Annotated in this window: 21 protein-coding genes; 9 read left to right on the forward strand and 12 right to left on the reverse strand. The window is 38.0% G+C overall.

All coding sequences use genetic code 11. From position 1 onward, the window contains the following. The 6 genes from QW060_RS20450 to QW060_RS20475 form a co-directional block, all read left to right on the forward strand. Positions 1–222, forward strand: a 222-nt coding sequence (locus QW060_RS20450) for a hypothetical protein (RefSeq protein WP_290365052.1), incomplete at its 5' end; no start/stop codon positions are given. A gap of 361 nt (positions 223–583) precedes the next feature. Then, positions 584–859: a hypothetical protein gene (locus QW060_RS20455; RefSeq protein ID WP_290364509.1), complete on the forward strand. Its 276-nt coding sequence runs from the start codon at positions 584–586 to the stop codon at positions 857–859. Positions 860–1025: 166 nt separating this feature from the next. Next, entirely contained in the window at positions 1026–1499 is a 474-nt protein-coding gene (locus QW060_RS20460) for an RHS repeat domain-containing protein (RefSeq protein WP_290365053.1), read from the forward strand. Positions 1500–1561: 62 nt separating this feature from the next. Further along, positions 1562–1870, forward strand: a complete 309-nt coding sequence (locus QW060_RS20465; protein ID WP_317623218.1) for an amidohydrolase family protein — start codon at positions 1562–1564, stop codon at positions 1868–1870. Next, the gene (locus QW060_RS20470; protein ID WP_290362787.1) at positions 1870–2202 is read left to right on the forward strand and encodes a hypothetical protein; all 333 of its coding nucleotides are present in this window, start codon (positions 1870–1872) and stop codon (positions 2200–2202) included. Before QW060_RS20465 ends, QW060_RS20470 begins: the two co-directional genes overlap by 1 nt. Continuing rightward, positions 2202–2846: an alpha/beta hydrolase gene (locus tag QW060_RS20475; protein ID WP_290362786.1), complete on the forward strand. Its 645-nt coding sequence runs from the start codon at positions 2202–2204 to the stop codon at positions 2844–2846. The genes QW060_RS20470 and QW060_RS20475 overlap by 1 nt, the downstream gene beginning before the upstream one ends. Before the next feature lie 51 nt (positions 2847–2897). On the opposite strand, the gene QW060_RS20480 is transcribed toward QW060_RS20475, so the two are convergent. From QW060_RS20480 to QW060_RS20490, 3 genes are read right to left on the reverse strand one after another with little or no spacing between them, the layout of a single operon-like run. Next, a complete protein-coding gene (locus tag QW060_RS20480; RefSeq protein ID WP_290362785.1) occupies positions 2898–3401 on the reverse strand; it encodes a hypothetical protein in 504 nt (167 codons plus the stop codon). Continuing rightward, entirely contained in the window at positions 3401–3880 is a 480-nt protein-coding gene (locus QW060_RS20485; protein WP_290362784.1) for a hypothetical protein, read from the reverse strand. The genes QW060_RS20480 and QW060_RS20485 overlap by 1 nt, the downstream gene beginning before the upstream one ends. 1 nt (position 3881) lies before the next feature. Continuing rightward, positions 3882–4649: an MBL fold metallo-hydrolase gene (locus QW060_RS20490; RefSeq protein ID WP_290362783.1), complete on the reverse strand. Its 768-nt coding sequence runs from the start codon at positions 4647–4649 to the stop codon at positions 3882–3884. Between the two features lie 80 nt (positions 4650–4729). Here QW060_RS20490 and QW060_RS20495 point away from each other — a divergent pair, with 80 nt between their 5' ends. Continuing rightward, complete coding sequence (locus QW060_RS20495) at positions 4730–6175, forward strand: TonB-dependent receptor (protein ID WP_290362782.1); 1446 nt, start codon at positions 4730–4732, stop codon at positions 6173–6175. Positions 6176–6367: 192 nt separating this feature from the next. Next, positions 6368–7279: a DUF4476 domain-containing protein gene (locus QW060_RS20500; protein WP_290362781.1), complete on the forward strand. Its 912-nt coding sequence runs from the start codon at positions 6368–6370 to the stop codon at positions 7277–7279. Between the two features lie 64 nt (positions 7280–7343). On the opposite strand, the gene QW060_RS20505 is transcribed toward QW060_RS20500, so the two are convergent. The 6 genes from QW060_RS20505 to QW060_RS20530 form a co-directional block, all read right to left on the reverse strand. Then, a complete protein-coding gene (locus QW060_RS20505; protein WP_290362780.1) occupies positions 7344–7910 on the reverse strand; it encodes an AAA family ATPase in 567 nt (188 codons plus the stop codon). Between the two features lie 9 nt (positions 7911–7919). After that, positions 7920–8390 carry a GNAT family N-acetyltransferase gene (locus tag QW060_RS20510; protein WP_290362779.1) on the reverse strand — a complete coding sequence of 157 codons (471 nt, stop codon included), beginning with the start codon at positions 8388–8390 and terminating at the stop codon, positions 7920–7922. A gap of 172 nt (positions 8391–8562) precedes the next feature. Further along, on the reverse strand, positions 8563–9006 hold the full coding sequence (locus tag QW060_RS20515; protein WP_290362778.1) for a carboxymuconolactone decarboxylase family protein: 444 nt from the start codon (positions 9004–9006) through the stop codon (positions 8563–8565). Positions 9007–9988: 982 nt separating this feature from the next. Then, positions 9989–11089: an adenylate/guanylate cyclase domain-containing protein gene (locus QW060_RS20520; protein WP_290362777.1), complete on the reverse strand. Its 1101-nt coding sequence runs from the start codon at positions 11087–11089 to the stop codon at positions 9989–9991. Between the two features lie 19 nt (positions 11090–11108). Further along, the gene (locus QW060_RS20525; RefSeq protein WP_290362776.1) at positions 11109–12095 is read right to left on the reverse strand and encodes a hypothetical protein; all 987 of its coding nucleotides are present in this window, start codon (positions 12093–12095) and stop codon (positions 11109–11111) included. After that, positions 12088–12294 (reverse strand): hypothetical protein, encoded by a 207-nt coding sequence (locus tag QW060_RS20530; protein ID WP_290362775.1) that lies wholly within the window; start codon positions 12292–12294, stop codon positions 12088–12090. The genes QW060_RS20525 and QW060_RS20530 overlap by 8 nt, the downstream gene beginning before the upstream one ends. Positions 12295–12491: 197 nt before the next feature. On the opposite strand from QW060_RS20530, the gene QW060_RS20535 reads away from it, so the two are divergent. Continuing rightward, positions 12492–12656 (forward strand): hypothetical protein, encoded by a 165-nt coding sequence (locus QW060_RS20535; protein WP_290362774.1) that lies wholly within the window; start codon positions 12492–12494, stop codon positions 12654–12656. 57 nt (positions 12657–12713) lie between these two features. Here QW060_RS20535 and QW060_RS20540 read toward each other — a convergent pair whose 3' ends face one another. The 3 genes from QW060_RS20540 to QW060_RS20550 form a co-directional block, all read right to left on the reverse strand. Then, positions 12714–13892 (reverse strand): AI-2E family transporter, encoded by a 1179-nt coding sequence (locus QW060_RS20540; RefSeq protein ID WP_317623219.1) that lies wholly within the window; start codon positions 13890–13892, stop codon positions 12714–12716. A 70-nt stretch (positions 13893–13962) separates the two neighbouring features. Next, positions 13963–15963, reverse strand: coding sequence for a glycoside hydrolase family 2 TIM barrel-domain containing protein (locus QW060_RS20545; protein WP_317623220.1), 2001 nt, complete (start codon positions 15961–15963; stop codon positions 13963–13965). Further along, a partial coding sequence (locus QW060_RS20550) for a sugar-binding domain-containing protein (RefSeq protein ID WP_397386115.1) occupies positions 15893–16252 on the reverse strand: 360 nt, incomplete at its 5' end. The genes QW060_RS20545 and QW060_RS20550, both read right to left, overlap by 71 nt.

Raw genomic sequence — 16252 nt, forward strand, 5'->3', positions numbered from 1 at the left:
GCAAGTGCTTCAGCAAGAGTTCACCAAAGGATTAATTTTGATACTGATAAGTCAAATATATCACTTTCTAATTGGAGTTCACCTACTTGGCATAGTTCAGCACCAGGTTTTAGAAGAACAGCAGAACCTTCTGGTGGTTTTACTACTGGTTTTGGTATATTCAAAGATGGTCTGATAAGAATTATAGTTTTAAGACTTCTTATGCCGGTGCAAATCCATTAACACCTGGAGCTCCGAATATAGATGTAGAATCAAATTTTTATATAAATGAAAATAAAGAAAAAGGCTTTTTACAAGTTATAGGGAGTTTAGTAGGTGATAACTTCCCTAGTACTGAAGCCTTTATAAGTGATCCAAGTGGACAAAGTGTTTTTCTTGGTATTGGATTCTATGAAGGATCTCCTTTCACAAGTTTATTTGGTAAAAATGAAAGACAAATTAGCGAGTTTAATGTTCTTATAAAAATAGATAAAGACGGTAATTTTGAAGGGATTTATAAAAATGATGGGAGTGATAAAATTTACAGTATAGAAGAATGGAATGCACGTTTTGAAAATGCTGATCCACATAAAAAAAATAAAAAATGAGAAGACATAAAAAGATTATAATTTGTTGGTTAATTGGTGTTATTATTATTTTAACATTTTCTTACATTTCTGGTTTACAAGATGATGTTTACATTGAACAATATTATGAGGGAGTTTGGTATAAGGATGTATTAAGCTCTATTAAATATTTTCTATTATGGGTATTGCCTTATTGGTGGTTAATAATAATTTTAATAGGCTCTTTATTAGGAATAATAATATTTCTAGTGACATTATTGTTAGGACATATCAAAAGTAAAACGGAATATTGATTTTTAGATTATTTGAATTAGAAAATAAATTATTATGGAAAAAAAAACTTGTAAAAGAGGTAAATGGGTAAACTTACCTTACATCAATTTTATTTTTCTATTGTTCAATAAGTTAAAGTTATAACAACATTATACCTTTAGATTAGAACACCAGAATTACAGCACTATTACAGGAAATACAGGATATAAATACACCTTTGGAGGAAAAGAATTTCAACCCGAAAAAGACCTGAATATGTATGATTTTGGTGCGAGAAATTATGATCCTGCATTAGGAAGATGGATGAACATTGATCCGTTGGCGGAACAGATGAGAAGATGGTCTCCTTATAACTACGGTTTTAATAACCCAATGAGGTTTATTGACCCTGATGGGATGGGACCAAATGATGTCATTATTATTGGTTCTGAGTCTGCCGCTGCTTTTGCGGAGTTGCAGAAGTCAGTTCAAGGGCAATTGAATTTGAGTATGGATTCAGCGGGAAAAGTAAGCTATACAGTCGTGCAAGGAGCAACTTTAGATTCAGATAGTAAACAACTAACTTCGGCAATTGACGACCATTCAGTTAATGTTAATGTAGCAGCAGAGAATTATAATGTTACTGCAGGAGGTACGCCTTATTTAGGTGGAGCTTTTTAGGAAATACAGTTACAAATAATATTACTTCTGATCACCAGCCATTGGACATTGAACACAAAAAAATGGAATTTGACCTGGCTAAGGACGGTACAATCGGATTGGAATCTGCTTTTGGAACCCTTCTTACTGTTTTACCTTTAGATGTTGTAATAGAAAAACTTACAGCAGCTAAAAAAATATTTCTAAACACACCGGAAGATTTGTTTGAAATCAACAAACCGGCATGTATTACGCTGTTTACTCCACATGGAGAAAGTATTTTCACAAAAGAAAATATATATTCAAAATCTAAAAATTCTGCATTTCTGAATCAGAAAATGAAAGGAAAGGTATACGGAATTATTAATAATGGCATTTTAAATTTGAAATAATGCGAAACGAAATAACAAAAGACGGAAAACTGGCTGCTATTATTGCTCATATAACCTTCTTAGGTCCTATTATCGCGTATTTTATCAATCTGGATGATAAGGATGCTTTCGGATCATTTTATATCAGACAAAGTGTAGGCATTTTATGCCTGTTTTTTCTTATAGGCGCTTTGATTGGATTTATTCCCTATCCTTCCGCATCCTATGCTTTTTATTTATTCATATTCATCCTTTGGATTTACAGCTTTATAGGTGCGGTTTCCAACGAATACAAACTTTTACCGTTTATTGGTCCTTATTTCCAAAAATGGTTTTCAAAAAAAGATAATTAATGAACCCTTCTTTACACTATCTGATACGCGAGCCAAAAACTATTTTGGAAAAAAATCCGCTGTTGCTTTTACTTCATGGTTATGGAAGTAATGAAGAAGATCTGTTCTCTTTTGCAAGTGAATTGCCCGATCATTACTACATCGTATCGGCAAGAGCTCCTTATACACTGCCTCCTTACGGAAATGCGTGGTATGCCATAACCTTTGATCAGGATATGAATAAGTTTTCAGACGATGATCAGGCTGCTGCTTCCAGAGATCTTATCGTTTCTTTTATCGATGAACTTTTAGATAAATATCCTATTGATAAAAATGCGGTTACGCTGATCGGATTCAGTCAGGGAGCGATTTTAAGTTATGCCGTAGCCCTATCCTATCCTGAAAAGGTACACAAAGTAGTGGCATTAAGCGGTTATTTTAATGAAAATATTTTAAAAGAAGGTTATAAAGATAATGATTTCAGTCATCTTAACTTCTTTATTTCACATGGTTCGGCTGACCAGGTAATACCTGTAGAATGGGCCAGAAAAAATCCTGAAATATTAGATACCTTAGGAGTAAAGAATACGTATCATGAATATCCTGTGGGACATGGAGTTGCGCCTCAGAATTTTTATGATTTCAGAAAGTTTCTTGAACAATAAAAAAATACCCTTACATTTTGATGTAAGGGGTATTTTCTTTTAAATATAACTTTATTGTAAATTCAAATATTCTTCTTCCTGATCATCTGCCGGATCAATATTTTTTAATCCGCCTTTTGGCGCTTCAAACCTGATAACGTCATCTACCGCCAGGGTGTATTTTTTAGCATCTAATTTATATTGCTCATTAGCATATATATCCTCTTCTTTTTTTTCTAAAACGATTCCTGAATCATTTTGAGGCAGAAATATTTCCGCTTTGGTTTTCTCTTTATCAAAAACAACAAAAGCACTGATAACAGAAGAATTTTCATCTTCCTGCAAATCATTAATCGGATTCAGACGATATCCTTCTTCAAAAACACGAATACAATTCTGGGTAACCTCACTCCACGTATAACCTGCAGAAACTATACATCCGTGTTCATCTTTCTCCCCCCCCATCAATTCATTGATCTGATCATCCGCTTTTTCAGTTACGTCATTTTGCTTGAAAATTTTATCACAGGATACCATTGAAAGTATCACAAGTGACAGGTAGCCTATTTTTTTCATTAGTAAACAGTATTTGATATGGTTTTAAATTCCGTAAACTTATTAGGATCAAAAGTGTATTCCACAAGCATTTCACCCGTATAAGTATCATTATAATAATCTAAAATAATCCATTTATGATTAAGAACCGAAGCTTTGTGCACAATTGTTTTACTTCCGTCAGAAGCAACCGGTAATAAAGGATTTCCGCCTTCCTGAGTATTCAGTATGGTAAGATCATGCAATACTTTCTGCATGGCTTCATCATATTTATATTCCTTAAAGGTTTTTTGGGCATTTTCATTTTCATCAATAGAGAAATAACTCGCTTCATCATACATATTTTTGTACAATTTTAAAGAATCTTTTAGCTGAGTCGTTTTTGTTTTTGTCTGTGCAAGCTCCGTTTCCTGAGATTTTAATATCTTGGAATCGTTTACATATAAAAATACATTGATGAGCAATGAGAATACAAATAAGTATAAAAAAACATTTTTCATTTTATAGATGTAGTTGTAAGTTATCGTATGCCAAATATACGTTTTTTGGAAGTTGTTTTTCAATTATTTCATGAAAACCTAACTGATAGCTTATATGGGTTATATAGGCTTCCTTTGGATTTATACGCCGTATATAGTCCAGCGCGGTCTGTAAATTATTGTGTGTAGGGTGCTCTTCTATGCGTAATGCATTGATAACCAAAACGTCTAAATCCTTTAATTTATTCAAACTTTCTTGTGTAAGTGTTTTTACATCCGTCAGATACGCAAAACGATCCATACGGTACCCCAGAATAGGCAGGTCACCATGCATGACCAATATCGGTTCTATCTTTTTTGAATTGATAAAAAAAGTACTGTTTTCGTCGATTTCATTTGCATGAACTGCGGGAGCTCCGGGATAGCGGTTTTCTTTCTGAAATACATAATCAAATCTGCGCTCAAGACTTTGAAGAACCCTTTTTTGAGCATAGATGGGCATTGCACCTCCTTTTTGAAAACAGAAAGGTCTGATATCATCTAATCCGGCAATATGATCTGAATGTTCATGGGTAAAGACTATCGCATCAATATGAGGGCATTCAGACGTCAGCATCTGCTGTCTGAAATCGGGTCCGCAATCGATCTGAATAATGGTTTCATCCCATTCTACAAACAAAGAAGTCCGCAGTCTTTTGTCTTTCGGATTTGTGCTTAAACACACCGGATCTTTACTCAGAATCACCGGAACACCCTGTGAAGTACCTGTGCCCAGAAAATATATTCTCAATGTTTTTTTTACAAAAATACTATTTTATCCCTTCAAAATCCATATATTTAAGGCATATTATACATTACTTAATTTTTTATATGAAAGCATTTGAAAATGATTTAGTTTTAGAAGGAGACCGAATTATTGAACACAAACCTGCCATCTCTGACAAAGCACTTCGTTTAAATCTGAACAAAAATATTTACGGTACATTTTCTGAAATCGGAGCCGGACAGGAAACCGTCCGACATTTTTTCAGAGCCGGAGGATCTTCAAGAACCATTGCCAAAGCAATGTCTGCTTATGATAAACAATTTAGTGATGCTATATATTCAGTAGAAAATGACGGCAGATATGTGACCGAAAGCCGTTTGAAAAAGATGCTGGAACACGAATGTCTTCTTATGGAAGAACGATTAACCCGTGAAGAACATCCGCAACGTATTTATTTTAGTTATGCCAATACAGTGGCAACTATTGATTTTGCAAAAAAATTTAAAGGACACGGGTGGGTCGGCATCCGCTTTCAAACAGAACCTGACGGAGATTATAATGAAATTATTCTCCACATCCAATTCAAGGAAACCGATTCACGCCTGCAACAACAAACATTAGGTGTTTTAGGAGTTAACCTTATTTACGGAGCGTTTTATCAAAACAACGATCCTAAAAAACTGATCAGCCAATTGTATGATCACCTAGATAAAGATCAGCTCGATATTGATACTATAAACTTCTCAGGACCAATTTTCAAGAATGTTGATAACCGGCTTATGAGCCTTTATCTTGTTAAAAACGGAATGGCTGAAGCCGTTATGTTTGGTCCGCATGGAAAAAACATTTTGCCAGCCAATACGCTTTTCAGAAAGAATATCTTATTACTGAGAGGAAGCTTTCGCCCTGTAACGATTGTAAACATGAATATGTACAAAAAATCATTGGATATTTTTGTAAAACACAATCAGGTTGCCAAAGAAGATACCAGCATTATATTTGAGATCACACTCAACAATCTTTTGACAGAAGGCGATCTCAATGAACAGGATTTTTTAGACCGTGCCGAATTGCTTTGTCATTTGGGACAAACGGTGATGATTTCTAATTTTAAAGAATATTATAAAGTAGTTGAATACTGCTCTCAATATTCTAAAGAAAAAATAGGTTTAACAATCGGTGTAAGTAATCTTATCGATATATTTGATTCTAAATACTATAACAACCTAAGCGGAGGTGTTTTTGAAGCACTCGGTAAACTTTTTAACCGTGACCTTCAGGTGTATCTGTACCCTATGTTTAATGAGGATAATGAAGTCGTTACTTCAAAAAATCTGATGCTAAACGAAGCCCATCTGCAACCTATCTATCAATATTTTCTTGATAATAAACAGATTATTGATATTGATACCTATGAAGAAAAAAATCTGAAAATATTTTCGAGAAATGTATTGCGTATGATTCAGCACAACGAATCTGATTGGGAAGTTTTTCTGCCTGAAGGAGTAGCGGATATTATCAAAACCAAGAAGCTATTTCAAAAACAATAAAAGTTATAAAATACTTTTTTAATGTAAAGCTGCTCAGATGAGCAGCTTTTTTTTGCTTCTCTTCATTATAAAAATAGTAGTAGGCACTAATGTTCTAAAAATATATTTTTAGGGACTCTGCTATTTTTCAAAAAAAGAGTAGTTTTGGCACGATTCGTGAAATAGGCGATTTATATCTAAAATTTAATAATTGTGAAAAAACTACTTACTATCGCAGCCATTTTTACCGGCATCATATCGTTTGCTCAGGAAGCTGGAAAAACGGGAGAACTTCTAAAAAATGAAGCGAACAGCAGAGAAATGCAGGTTCAGAGAACCGATTCTTTTCAAAAAACAAATTCCAGAGACCAGAAAGGAAACGATAAAAATACCAATACCACTTCCGGTTACAGAAATCCGTCCCGAAATACAGGAACTGAAAGAAATAATCAACGATACAACTGGAATCAGAATTATGGTTATTCCGAAGTTTTTTTAAGAATTCCTGAATATGGCTATTTCACTGTTGAGATCGGGAATCAGTCAATTACCAATGATTCCGGAAAATTCCGTTTTTTTGATCTGAGTTCCGGAAGAATGCCTATTTCTATTTATGAAAATGGATATCTTATATACCGTACCCAGCTCAACGTAAGAAATGATAACCGTGTGGTACTTGATTTCTTTACCAATTATGGATTATACCTGTTGGATTCGTATCCGGTACGCGGACAGATGTATGGTTTTAATGAATGGGATGATGTATGGAATAATCCGTATGCCAACGGAAACGGACACGGAAATTGGGAGTCAGGCAATAATTATGCTTCTAAGGTAATGGACAGCCGTACCTTTGATAATTTTTTGCGCACAATGGATAAAACAGCCAGTTTTGATAAAGATAAAGTAGCGTTTATCAATCAGCAAAGTACGCTGAATTATTTTACCTCCAAACAAATCAAAACACTATTGGATGTCTTCAGTTTTGATGAACAACGATTGCAAGCCGCAAAAATTCTGTATCCGAGATGTACTGACGTTACCAATTTTTATATTGTTTACGAATCTTTTGATTTCGATAAAGGCAAAAAAGAATTGATGAACTATATATCGGGATTACGATAGAGCAACCTGATTTACCCATACTAAAAGCCCGGATTATATCCGGGCTTTTATTTATTCACTTTTATTATTTTTTCTGAGACTGTATCTGTGAAAGTATAAACTTTTTTCGCTCACTGACGCTACCTTTTGGAACGATAACGATTTCATAGCCATACCTTATATAGGTTTCCTTCATCTTATCAAAGGTGGCTTCCGCTTCTTTCCAGGTTTGTTTTCTCTCTGTATCCGTTGTATATATTTCTTTCCACGGGGGTAAAATAAATACTTTTGGATGATAGGCATGATTCACAACCAACTCATCAATTTCCTTAGTTATTTCAAGTCCTTCCATATTTCTATAGCATACAGTGTCCGGAATGCCTCTGTCAAAAAAAAGAATCTCATCGGCTTTTGCTAAGGCTACTTTTCTATAGGTATTTAGAGACGCTTCTAACATAAGATCGGCATACAGGTGTTTGTCTTTCCACGGAAGTCCGTTTCCGTCTGTTGCAAGTTGCTGTTGAATGATAGCACGGGCATCTTCAGGTATTACCTTATATCCTTCTTTCTTTAGCTCTTCTAAAAGAGTTGTTTTTCCGACACCGGGACCTCCGGTGATAATATACCAGTTGTTGTAGTTATTGTTCTCCATTAATTTCTGTTATGCTGAAATCGTTTCTTTGTAAACCATTGCATATAAGTCGAATCCGTCTGCCCAATAATTTTTCACTACATCGGCAAGTTCAAAGCCTTGTTTTTCATAAAACCGATAAGCAAGCTGTGAAGTACGTACTGTAATTTTTTGCACACTTTCTATTTTCTTCAATACTTCAATCCGATATTTTGTCAACAGTGATCCAAACGATTTTCCCTGATAATCAGGATGTAAAATATCCCAGCTCAATTTGCCGATGGTTTTATTTTCTACGAAATTAATCCCTCCGCACCCAACTATCATTCCATCAGAAACAACTACATAATACAGTTCAATTTCATGTGCTAAATAATGCTGTAAATCAGCTTCTTCTTCAGCAGCAAAATATTTCGGTGTGTTTAATTTTAAAAGATGGAGTATGTTTTCTTTGTCTTCTTCAGTATAAGCCCGGATATGGGTATCTTGTAGTGGTTTCATACAGCGGTTCAATGAAAAATTTATGATGGGTAAACAATTATTCTAATGCATACCTCAAAGATAGTACAGGCAAGCTATTGAAACAAAGGTCAATAAAAATAAGACTTTTCTGTCAATTGACAAAAAAGTCTTTATGGAGAAATATATCCTGCTCTTTTTTAGAAAAGAAAAACTATTCTTTAGGCACCTCCAATTGCGTGCTTATCGCAATTCGATTCCAGGCATTTATCGTTACAGCAGCCATTATGATTTGTGCTACATATTCTTTATCAAAAATACTGATCGCTTTGTCATACATTTTTTGGGATACTCCATGTTGATGAATCAGAGTTATTTCCTCTGTAATACCCAACACTATTTTCTCTTCTTCTGTAAATAATGCAGTCTCTTTCCATGCATTTAACAGAAAAATACGCTGTGCCGTTTCCCCATTTTTCATGGCATCTTTTGTATGCATATCAATACAGAAAGCGCAGCCGTTGATTTGTGAAGCACGTATTTTTATCAATTCTTTGTGTATGGGTGATAAACGGGTCGTTTGTAAATAGTTTTCCAATCCGTACATCGCTTTATACGCCTGAGGCTGTAGTTCAAGAATATTCAGTCTTTTTTCCATTTTTTTATATTTTAAATTAAATAACCTTTAACAAAGTAAAATTGCAATTATTTTTTCAAAAAAAAATTATAAAGAGCTAAAGTAGCTCATATAGAATAGTTTATAAACCCTGTTATTGTCGGAGGTAATGATTTGGTAATGGTACTAATTGCATTCATTTTCTCCCAATTTCCTTGTAAATCTTTTACAAAAGTACAAAAAATTAAATTTATACTGTCGCCTTACCCTTTTTAGGAAATTGCTAAATTCATAAGACCATCATTAATGTTGGCTGTCTCGAGGAAGAATTCTTCCCCGAAATGGTTTTTGTATTACCTTGGCGGCATATCCACGATGGATGATTGGAGATTCCTTGTATTGTAATCCTACATTCATTTTTGAGCAGTGCCCTTGTTAAGCAGTATGTTTTTTGGGCCTCCATAGCATTTCAATAAGTAATAAAACATTATGTTCTCGTTTTTATGAAAAGCCATATAACTATAAAATAGTTAATAATTAACCGAATGAAGAAGCCCCTTTACGAAATTCACTTATTGTAGTTATATGTTTCTCACTGAATTTGAAGGATAACAAAAAATATTAGATCGTGCTTTAGACTGATGAAGCTTATGCTAGAGATCTTTTCTGAAGTGAAATGAGGGAATATCAAAATCCAAGAAATTACTAGGTCTGAATATTCGGAATAAAAATCAGTGCAGCAATTCCTCACAGTCGAAACCTAGTCCCTGAACAATCGCTATAATATCTGTTCGTTTAAAGAAACTCCCTTCGACCCTCAGAACATTATCACAGTCTTCTACGTCAATGGTGAAAATAAAGTTCGAATACTTTTCGTGTAAAGTTTCAATTACCCCTCTCGCAGTATCCTTATTCGATATGTTTGTTTTAAAAACTACTATCATATGTATTATCTGTAAATTTATATAGAAGATTGATATCGTTACTCTGGTTCATATATTTAATGTATTGTAAATAACATAAGTTATCTGCTATTGAAGGTTTTATCTAACATTTCTACATAATAAATTTCCGTTTTTTCATTTTTCCCCTTCAGAAAAATACTGTCGATCATTTCCGCATAAAATGTATTGTTACCCGTTATCCATTCTGCCACATTTACTGATACTAAAAGATTCTTACCGACCTTGTCGCAATGATTTAGGATGCGTGCACATGTGTTGAGTATATCACCATGATATACGATATCTTTTTTTACCGTATGGATTTCTGTGGCGGTGACGGTCCCGGTATGTATTGATGCCTTAAATGACGGCAACATGCCAAATTCCTCTTGGAAATCTGTTTCATTCTTTTTCAATCTGTCCAGAAAATCATAGAAAAGGTATATAGGTGCCAATGATTTTTTTGCCTTTTCCGAGTTCCAGAAAAGAACAGCTTCATCACCTACAAACTGATAGACTTGCGCATCATAGCTGACCATACTCTCTGCAAGTATCTGAAAACACTTCTGTACAAAATGACTATACTTAAGATGACCGATCTGTTCAGCTATCTGAGTAGAAGAAGACATATCAATAAAAATAAACGTAAGGTCTTCTTCCACTGGTCTGTGATATTTTCCAAACAAAGCACCCGTAATTGCTTTTGGTCCCAAATAATCTGCAACAGTTTTGGCCATATTCATAAAAATGCTAAAGCCCATACTATAGACAAAAAGGGATAGAAATGAACCCGATGTCAAATAAACGGCGAGTTGACCCATAAGCTCATCAACATTACGGTTTTGCACTATAAACAGCGTAAAAACTAAAAAAACGGATATGGATACAATAACAATCACCAATGAGATGAAGGTGTATTTATAGAGTATAAACTTACCAAACGCAAAACGTTGTAATCGCGGGAAAATCGTGAAATCCAGATAGGCGAATCCAATAGCGATAAAAATCCCCGTATAAACCGACATTGGCCAGACCGCTTTCCTAGTTTCTTCGTCAAGGTGTACGAATTCATTCATCCCTGCAGTTTTTACGAAAACAAAAAGGACCATTCCTGCCGCATAAATGCCGATGAGAATAACGGAGTATAAACGCTTGTCCTTGGTAAGATATAATAGCCCCATTTTCAAGGTTTTAGTATAATTACTTATTTTTCATTCCAAACGGATTGAATGACACCCCGAGGTTTAAATAAAAAGAAGACTGCGGCCTGATATCCAGGACATAGTTGTTAAAATTCTCGTTCTTTTCAAAAACCCTGCCCGTTGGGATGCTTTTTATACCTGATTTTATCGTGCCTATGAACGATGCTCCAAAGTTGTGTTCATACATCACGCCCGAGTTGATTTCCATCTGCTGGTATTGGTATCGTTTCGAAGTCCCATAGAGATCATAAAGATAAAAAGTGGTCCCATCCAGCTCACTTCCGATGGAAAACCGTCCGTTTTTAAGCACTCCTTTTCGCATATAGATCCTCTGCGGTAGGATAATATCGGCCATCCATCCGTTTTTGAATTTATGTTCATAAGAAAATGAAGGAAGCACCGGTATGAGTGCGGTCGGGTCGATCATGGCTACCAACCCCACGGTCAACTTGGTCTGGGCATTTGCTTTTAATACCAATGTTCCAGTGGCAATTCCCTTCACCCGTTCAAAATGCTTTTCACTTCCTTCCCCTAAAATAGTTCCGGAATAAATAAAAGGTTTTCCAAAAAGTTTTGAGACTCTGGCTACATTCAGACCGACAGAATAATAATGATAATCATTGTCATTGTCCTGTGCGCCCGAAAAGGGATTGGTACTTCCAGAAGAAAACGAACTGTATCGGTAGTTGACCGTTGTCCCGAAAATCCAGCTGTTTTTTGTGAACAGTGTTGTATTGGCATTTACCCTTAGCTGGTTTACACCTTTAACCTTGTTATCCGGCAATTTACTACCCCTCAATTTGGATGAATATTCATAAGGTGCCTGATAATTGTACTCAATGTTAAGTGCACGTGTAGAAGGGAATTTATCTGTTGCATACTGCACGACCTTTTGCGGAATACTGTCTTTCTGCGTTTGCGCTTGGGATAGAGCGGACCAACATAGGAATACTGTTAAAAGGCTTGTTCTTGGATATTTATACATATCTATTTAAGTTTGTTATCTGTCTTTCAAAAAAGTTAAAATGAAAAATCTCCTCGTATAATGAAGAAAGACCATGTTCTTTAATAAGGGCGTGTACCGACGGCAAATCAGCGCCTCTTTCTTCAATAAATACCAACCAGAGTTTATCCAGATGCTGCTCTGCGCTGAATGTCCTGAGTGAAGGGGTGTCTGCTGCCAACCCGTCGGAAAATGATCCATGTAATATTGGGGGACCATAGAAAAGAAGGCCTATCCTATGGCCAGTCTCATCCAGTAGAATGTTGATTTTGTATTGCAGGCACTCAACAATACTCAGGGACTTTTCGTAACATTCGACAAAACGGTGTACATCTACCACCTGCATCAACTTATCTTCCTGAATTTCTCCGTCGGAAGATGATATTTCCATTTTTTCAACCCAGGATAGGAAGTCTGTTGAATTCATTTGCACATAACTTTAAGCAAATGAATAAATTTTGGGAATACCTTTTTTTGGTTTTATACCAACCCTATTTATTATTATACCAAATCCACAAAAAAGTTAAAAGACAGCAAACGTAAATTGTATTAAACGAAGATTTGTGAAACTTAACCCAACACGTTCTAACTCAAAAGTTGTCACTTGGAATTGTCTTTCACTAATGATGAAACGTCATCTGATGAGGTACTGTCTGTGTGCGGTTGTAGTATGTCGGAACCGGGGACCTGATTTCCCATCCTTTCTTCCCATTCAAAATTTTCCGGCAGCTCATCCCCGATGAGATATCCCCAGGGTTCCAACCTTTCTATACGGTCAAAAACCACTTTCATGATCGCTATGAGGGGTATAGCCAGAAACATCCCCGAAATCCCTGCCAGCGTACCTCCGATAATAATGCCAACAATGGACACTATCGCATTGATCTGAACCTTTGAATTGACTATCATGGGACTGAGTATGTTGTTATCGATAAGCTGGACAATCAGGTTAACGGCTGTAACATATAAAATAATAGACAGTTCCACATTGCCTGTCAATGCGACCAGGATGCTTATCACCAGTGCGATCATGACCCCCACATAGGGTATCAGGTTAAGGAGGCCTGTTATAAGGCCGAGCATCAGCGCGTATTCAAGTCCTATGATAGCAAAGCCAATGGCCGAAAGAGCCGATACGCCGATCATTTCCAGCAGAAGGCCCCAAATGTAGCCCTGAACCGAGCGCTTTATCATCGATAAGATTTCTTTTAGTCTTTGCTGCTCCCGGGACCTAAAAAGTTTGGATAAAAATTTCACCAGATGAACCCTGTATAACAGGAACAGGAATACATAAACCGGTACGAGAAAAAAATTCATAAGAGAATCGGTAAAAGAGCTCAGTACGTTACCTAAAATCTGTTTTCCGCTTTCCGCCAGGTCCGTTGCCGTGTGCGCCACAATCTCGTCCTGCCGAGCCCTACTGACGTTCAGGTAAACACTTAGTTTATCCTGTATGTTGCTGTAGTGAACCATCAGATTGCGTTTTATCGCATCGATGTCGTTAACCATATCGGTTACCTGCAGATAAATAAAATAAAACAGACCGATCCCGGCCAGTACAAAAAGTGCAACTGTCATTCCGATGGAAAGCAGGTTGGGAAACTTTAACCTGTTTTTAAAAAAGATGGCAACGGGCTGCAATAAAATCGAGAATAGAAGTGCCATGAGCAGGGGGATCAATATATTTTGTCCATAGTATAGGATCAGTGTAATACATATTATTCCCACAAGTCCCAATATGATGTTTGAATAGACCGTAGGTCTGCGGGGCTTACCCATATCTTTAGTTTAGGTTATTTGTTTTTATTTAATGTCCATCTGCAGGACACTAGACAGATGGGCATAACTGTTACTCTTTGATCAATATCTGTATGCGTCCCTCGCTGATATTGTCTGCTGAAGCTTTTAATGTGACCAATCCTTTCTTTCCATTGGGACGTATGATCGCCTGGGCCCGTCCTTTCCAGCTTGCAACGGTAGTGCTGTTCACACTTTCCATGTCCACCGGATTGCCGTTGCCCGTTGCAGCCAGTTCACCTTCACCGCTCAATGAAAATTTGAACTTGATGCCATCTGTAGGCACCAAAAGCCCATTCTGATCCACTACCTCAACCTTTATAAATGAGAGATCATTCCGGTCCGGCCTGATCTCGCTCCTGTCAGCTGTCAGCCTGACGGCTACAGGCCGTCCCGCCGACCTGAGCGTTCTGCTTCCTATTTCCTTACCTTTTGAATAGGCGGTTGCCTTGAGCTCTCCGGCCTGATAAGGGACCTGAAATGCAGCAATGAACTCTGATCTGTCTGATACAGGACTTTCCCCAATGAGCTTGCCGTTCAGCTCCAGCTTCACGCGGTCGCCCTTTGTAAAGACCCTGACCTGAAGTTTTTTTCCTTCGCTGCCCTGCCACGTCCAGCTCGGCCATTCATCCGGCCATCCCCAGTCGGTGGTCTGTTCCAGCATACCATCCGCAATGGGAGCATGTACAAGCATTTCGACAGGACTATTGTCCCACAGGACATCCCTGTAGTACATTGGCGGTTTTTTCTCACCGGTGATATCCAGATCGCCGCTTCCCGAGACAAATACCGCAGGCAACTTTACGGGGGCGGCCGCAAAGCTAGCGATGACATCCATCGGAACACCTTCGTTTACCATATCGGTAATACTTTTTTCCTTCGGCGCATTGATAGATACGTATTTGGTATTCCCGGCATTGGCCTCCCCTAGATAATCCATCGCCGTCCAGACGAAGTCCCCTATCACGTAGGGTAGCCGGTCGGATTTCTCCCAGTACTGATAAGCTTTCAATGGGTAGGATTCACTCCCGTACATCACTCGTTGCGGGTATTTTTTGTGGTCGGATTCATACTTATGGCTTTTATAATTATATCCTACCACGTCCAGCAGTCCCATATGCCCCGCCTGCTCATCCCAGTGGTCTTTGCCGCTGAATATCCCTTTCATGTCGTTCATGCCTTCGGTCACCGGCCTTGAGGGGTCCAGGGAGCGTACCTTGGCCGCAAGGTTTTGGGCGATACGGAATCCCGAGGTATCTGCAGCTTCCATGATCTCATTACCTATACTCCACATGACGACGGAGGGGTGGTTGCGGTTCGTTGAGATCCATTCCTCAACATCTTTTTCCCAGTGGTCCCTAAAAAACAGGTGATAGCCCTGTGGCATGAACTTTTCACGCTCCCAGACATCGTAGAGTTCATCAATAACCAGCATGCCCAGCCTGTCGCACACTTCCAGCAGGTAAGGGGAAGAGGGATTGTGGCTTAGACGGATGGCATTGTAGCCGTTTGCCTTAAGAAGCTCGATCTTACGTTCTTCGGCCCGGTCCAGTGCAACAGCTCCCAACAGACCATTGTCGTGGTGGATGGATCCGCCTTTGAGCTTTATCTTCTTTCCGTTGATCCTAAAACCACTTTGCGCATCGATCTGGATGGTACGGATCCCGAACGCCTGCTCGATACGGTCTTCATTTTCATCCTCGGCATTGATGGCAATAAGGGCCGTATAGCGATAAGGCCGGTCGGGTGACCATAATTGCGGGCGTTCAATTTCTATGGATTGGCGGAGAGCGGCCGGATGGCCTGTGGACACCTGAAGGTTCGTGCGTGAATATCCGACTTTCTGTCCCGAACTGTCAAGTATCGTCACCGAACAATCGACTTCCTTATTTTCCTTGCCCCTGTTGAGCAGGGTGGCCGTTATGTCGACAACCGCCTTCCCCCGTCTACCACCGAAGGGTTTACAAATACACTTTTGGGTGCTATATGGACCGGATCGGCAAGGGTAAGCCAGGTATGCCTGTAAATACCCGAACCGAATACCAGCGGGCAGTGAATCCTTCGTTGCTAACCCTTATAGCGACCATATTGGGTTGCCCTGCCGGATTTAAATAAGCTGAAATGTCATACCAAAAAGAGGTATATCCGTTGGGATGATTGCCGACATGCTTTCCGTTTACCCATACATCGGCATCCATATAGACCCCGTCAAACTGCAGGTAGGCGATTTTATTACTGGAAGATCTGTCCAGGGTAAAATTTTTACGGTACCATCCCGTACCGCCAACGGTAAATCCGGTGCCTGTTTTACCCACAGAACTGCCGGAAAACGGACCGATCAG

The sequence above is a fragment of the Paenimyroides ceti genome, from assembly GCF_030409925.1.

Bases quoted from the DNA above. Each gene is read 5' to 3' on its own strand.
- QW060_RS20455 (WP_290364509.1), top strand. From the start codon at position 584: ATGAGAAGACATAAAAAGATTATAATTTGTTGGTTAATTGGTGTTATT.
- QW060_RS20465 (WP_317623218.1), top strand. From the start codon at position 1,562: ATGGAATTTGACCTGGCTAAGGACGGTACAATCGGATTGGAATCTGCT.
- QW060_RS20470 (WP_290362787.1), top strand. From the start codon at position 1,870: ATGCGAAACGAAATAACAAAAGACGGAAAACTGGCTGCTATTATTGCT.
- QW060_RS20475 (WP_290362786.1), top strand. From the start codon at position 2,202: ATGAACCCTTCTTTACACTATCTGATACGCGAGCCAAAAACTATTTTG.
- QW060_RS20480 (WP_290362785.1), bottom strand. From the start codon at position 3,401: ATGAAAAAAATAGGCTACCTGTCACTTGTGATACTTTCAATGGTATCC.
- QW060_RS20485 (WP_290362784.1), bottom strand. From the start codon at position 3,880: ATGAAAAATGTTTTTTTATACTTATTTGTATTCTCATTGCTCATCAAT.
- QW060_RS20495 (WP_290362782.1), top strand. From the start codon at position 4,730: ATGAAAGCATTTGAAAATGATTTAGTTTTAGAAGGAGACCGAATTATT.
- QW060_RS20505 (WP_290362780.1), bottom strand. From the start codon at position 7,910: ATGGAGAACAATAACTACAACAACTGGTATATTATCACCGGAGGTCCC.
- QW060_RS20510 (WP_290362779.1), bottom strand. From the start codon at position 8,390: ATGAAACCACTACAAGATACCCATATCCGGGCTTATACTGAAGAAGAC.
- QW060_RS20515 (WP_290362778.1), bottom strand. From the start codon at position 9,006: ATGGAAAAAAGACTGAATATTCTTGAACTACAGCCTCAGGCGTATAAA.
- QW060_RS20520 (WP_290362777.1), bottom strand. From the start codon at position 11,089: ATGGGGCTATTATATCTTACCAAGGACAAGCGTTTATACTCCGTTATT.
- QW060_RS20525 (WP_290362776.1), bottom strand. From the start codon at position 12,095: ATGTATAAATATCCAAGAACAAGCCTTTTAACAGTATTCCTATGTTGG.
- QW060_RS20535 (WP_290362774.1), top strand. From the start codon at position 12,492: ATGATATTTCCATTTTTTCAACCCAGGATAGGAAGTCTGTTGAATTCA.
- QW060_RS20540 (WP_317623219.1), bottom strand. From the start codon at position 13,892: ATGGGTAAGCCCCGCAGACCTACGGTCTATTCAAACATCATATTGGGA.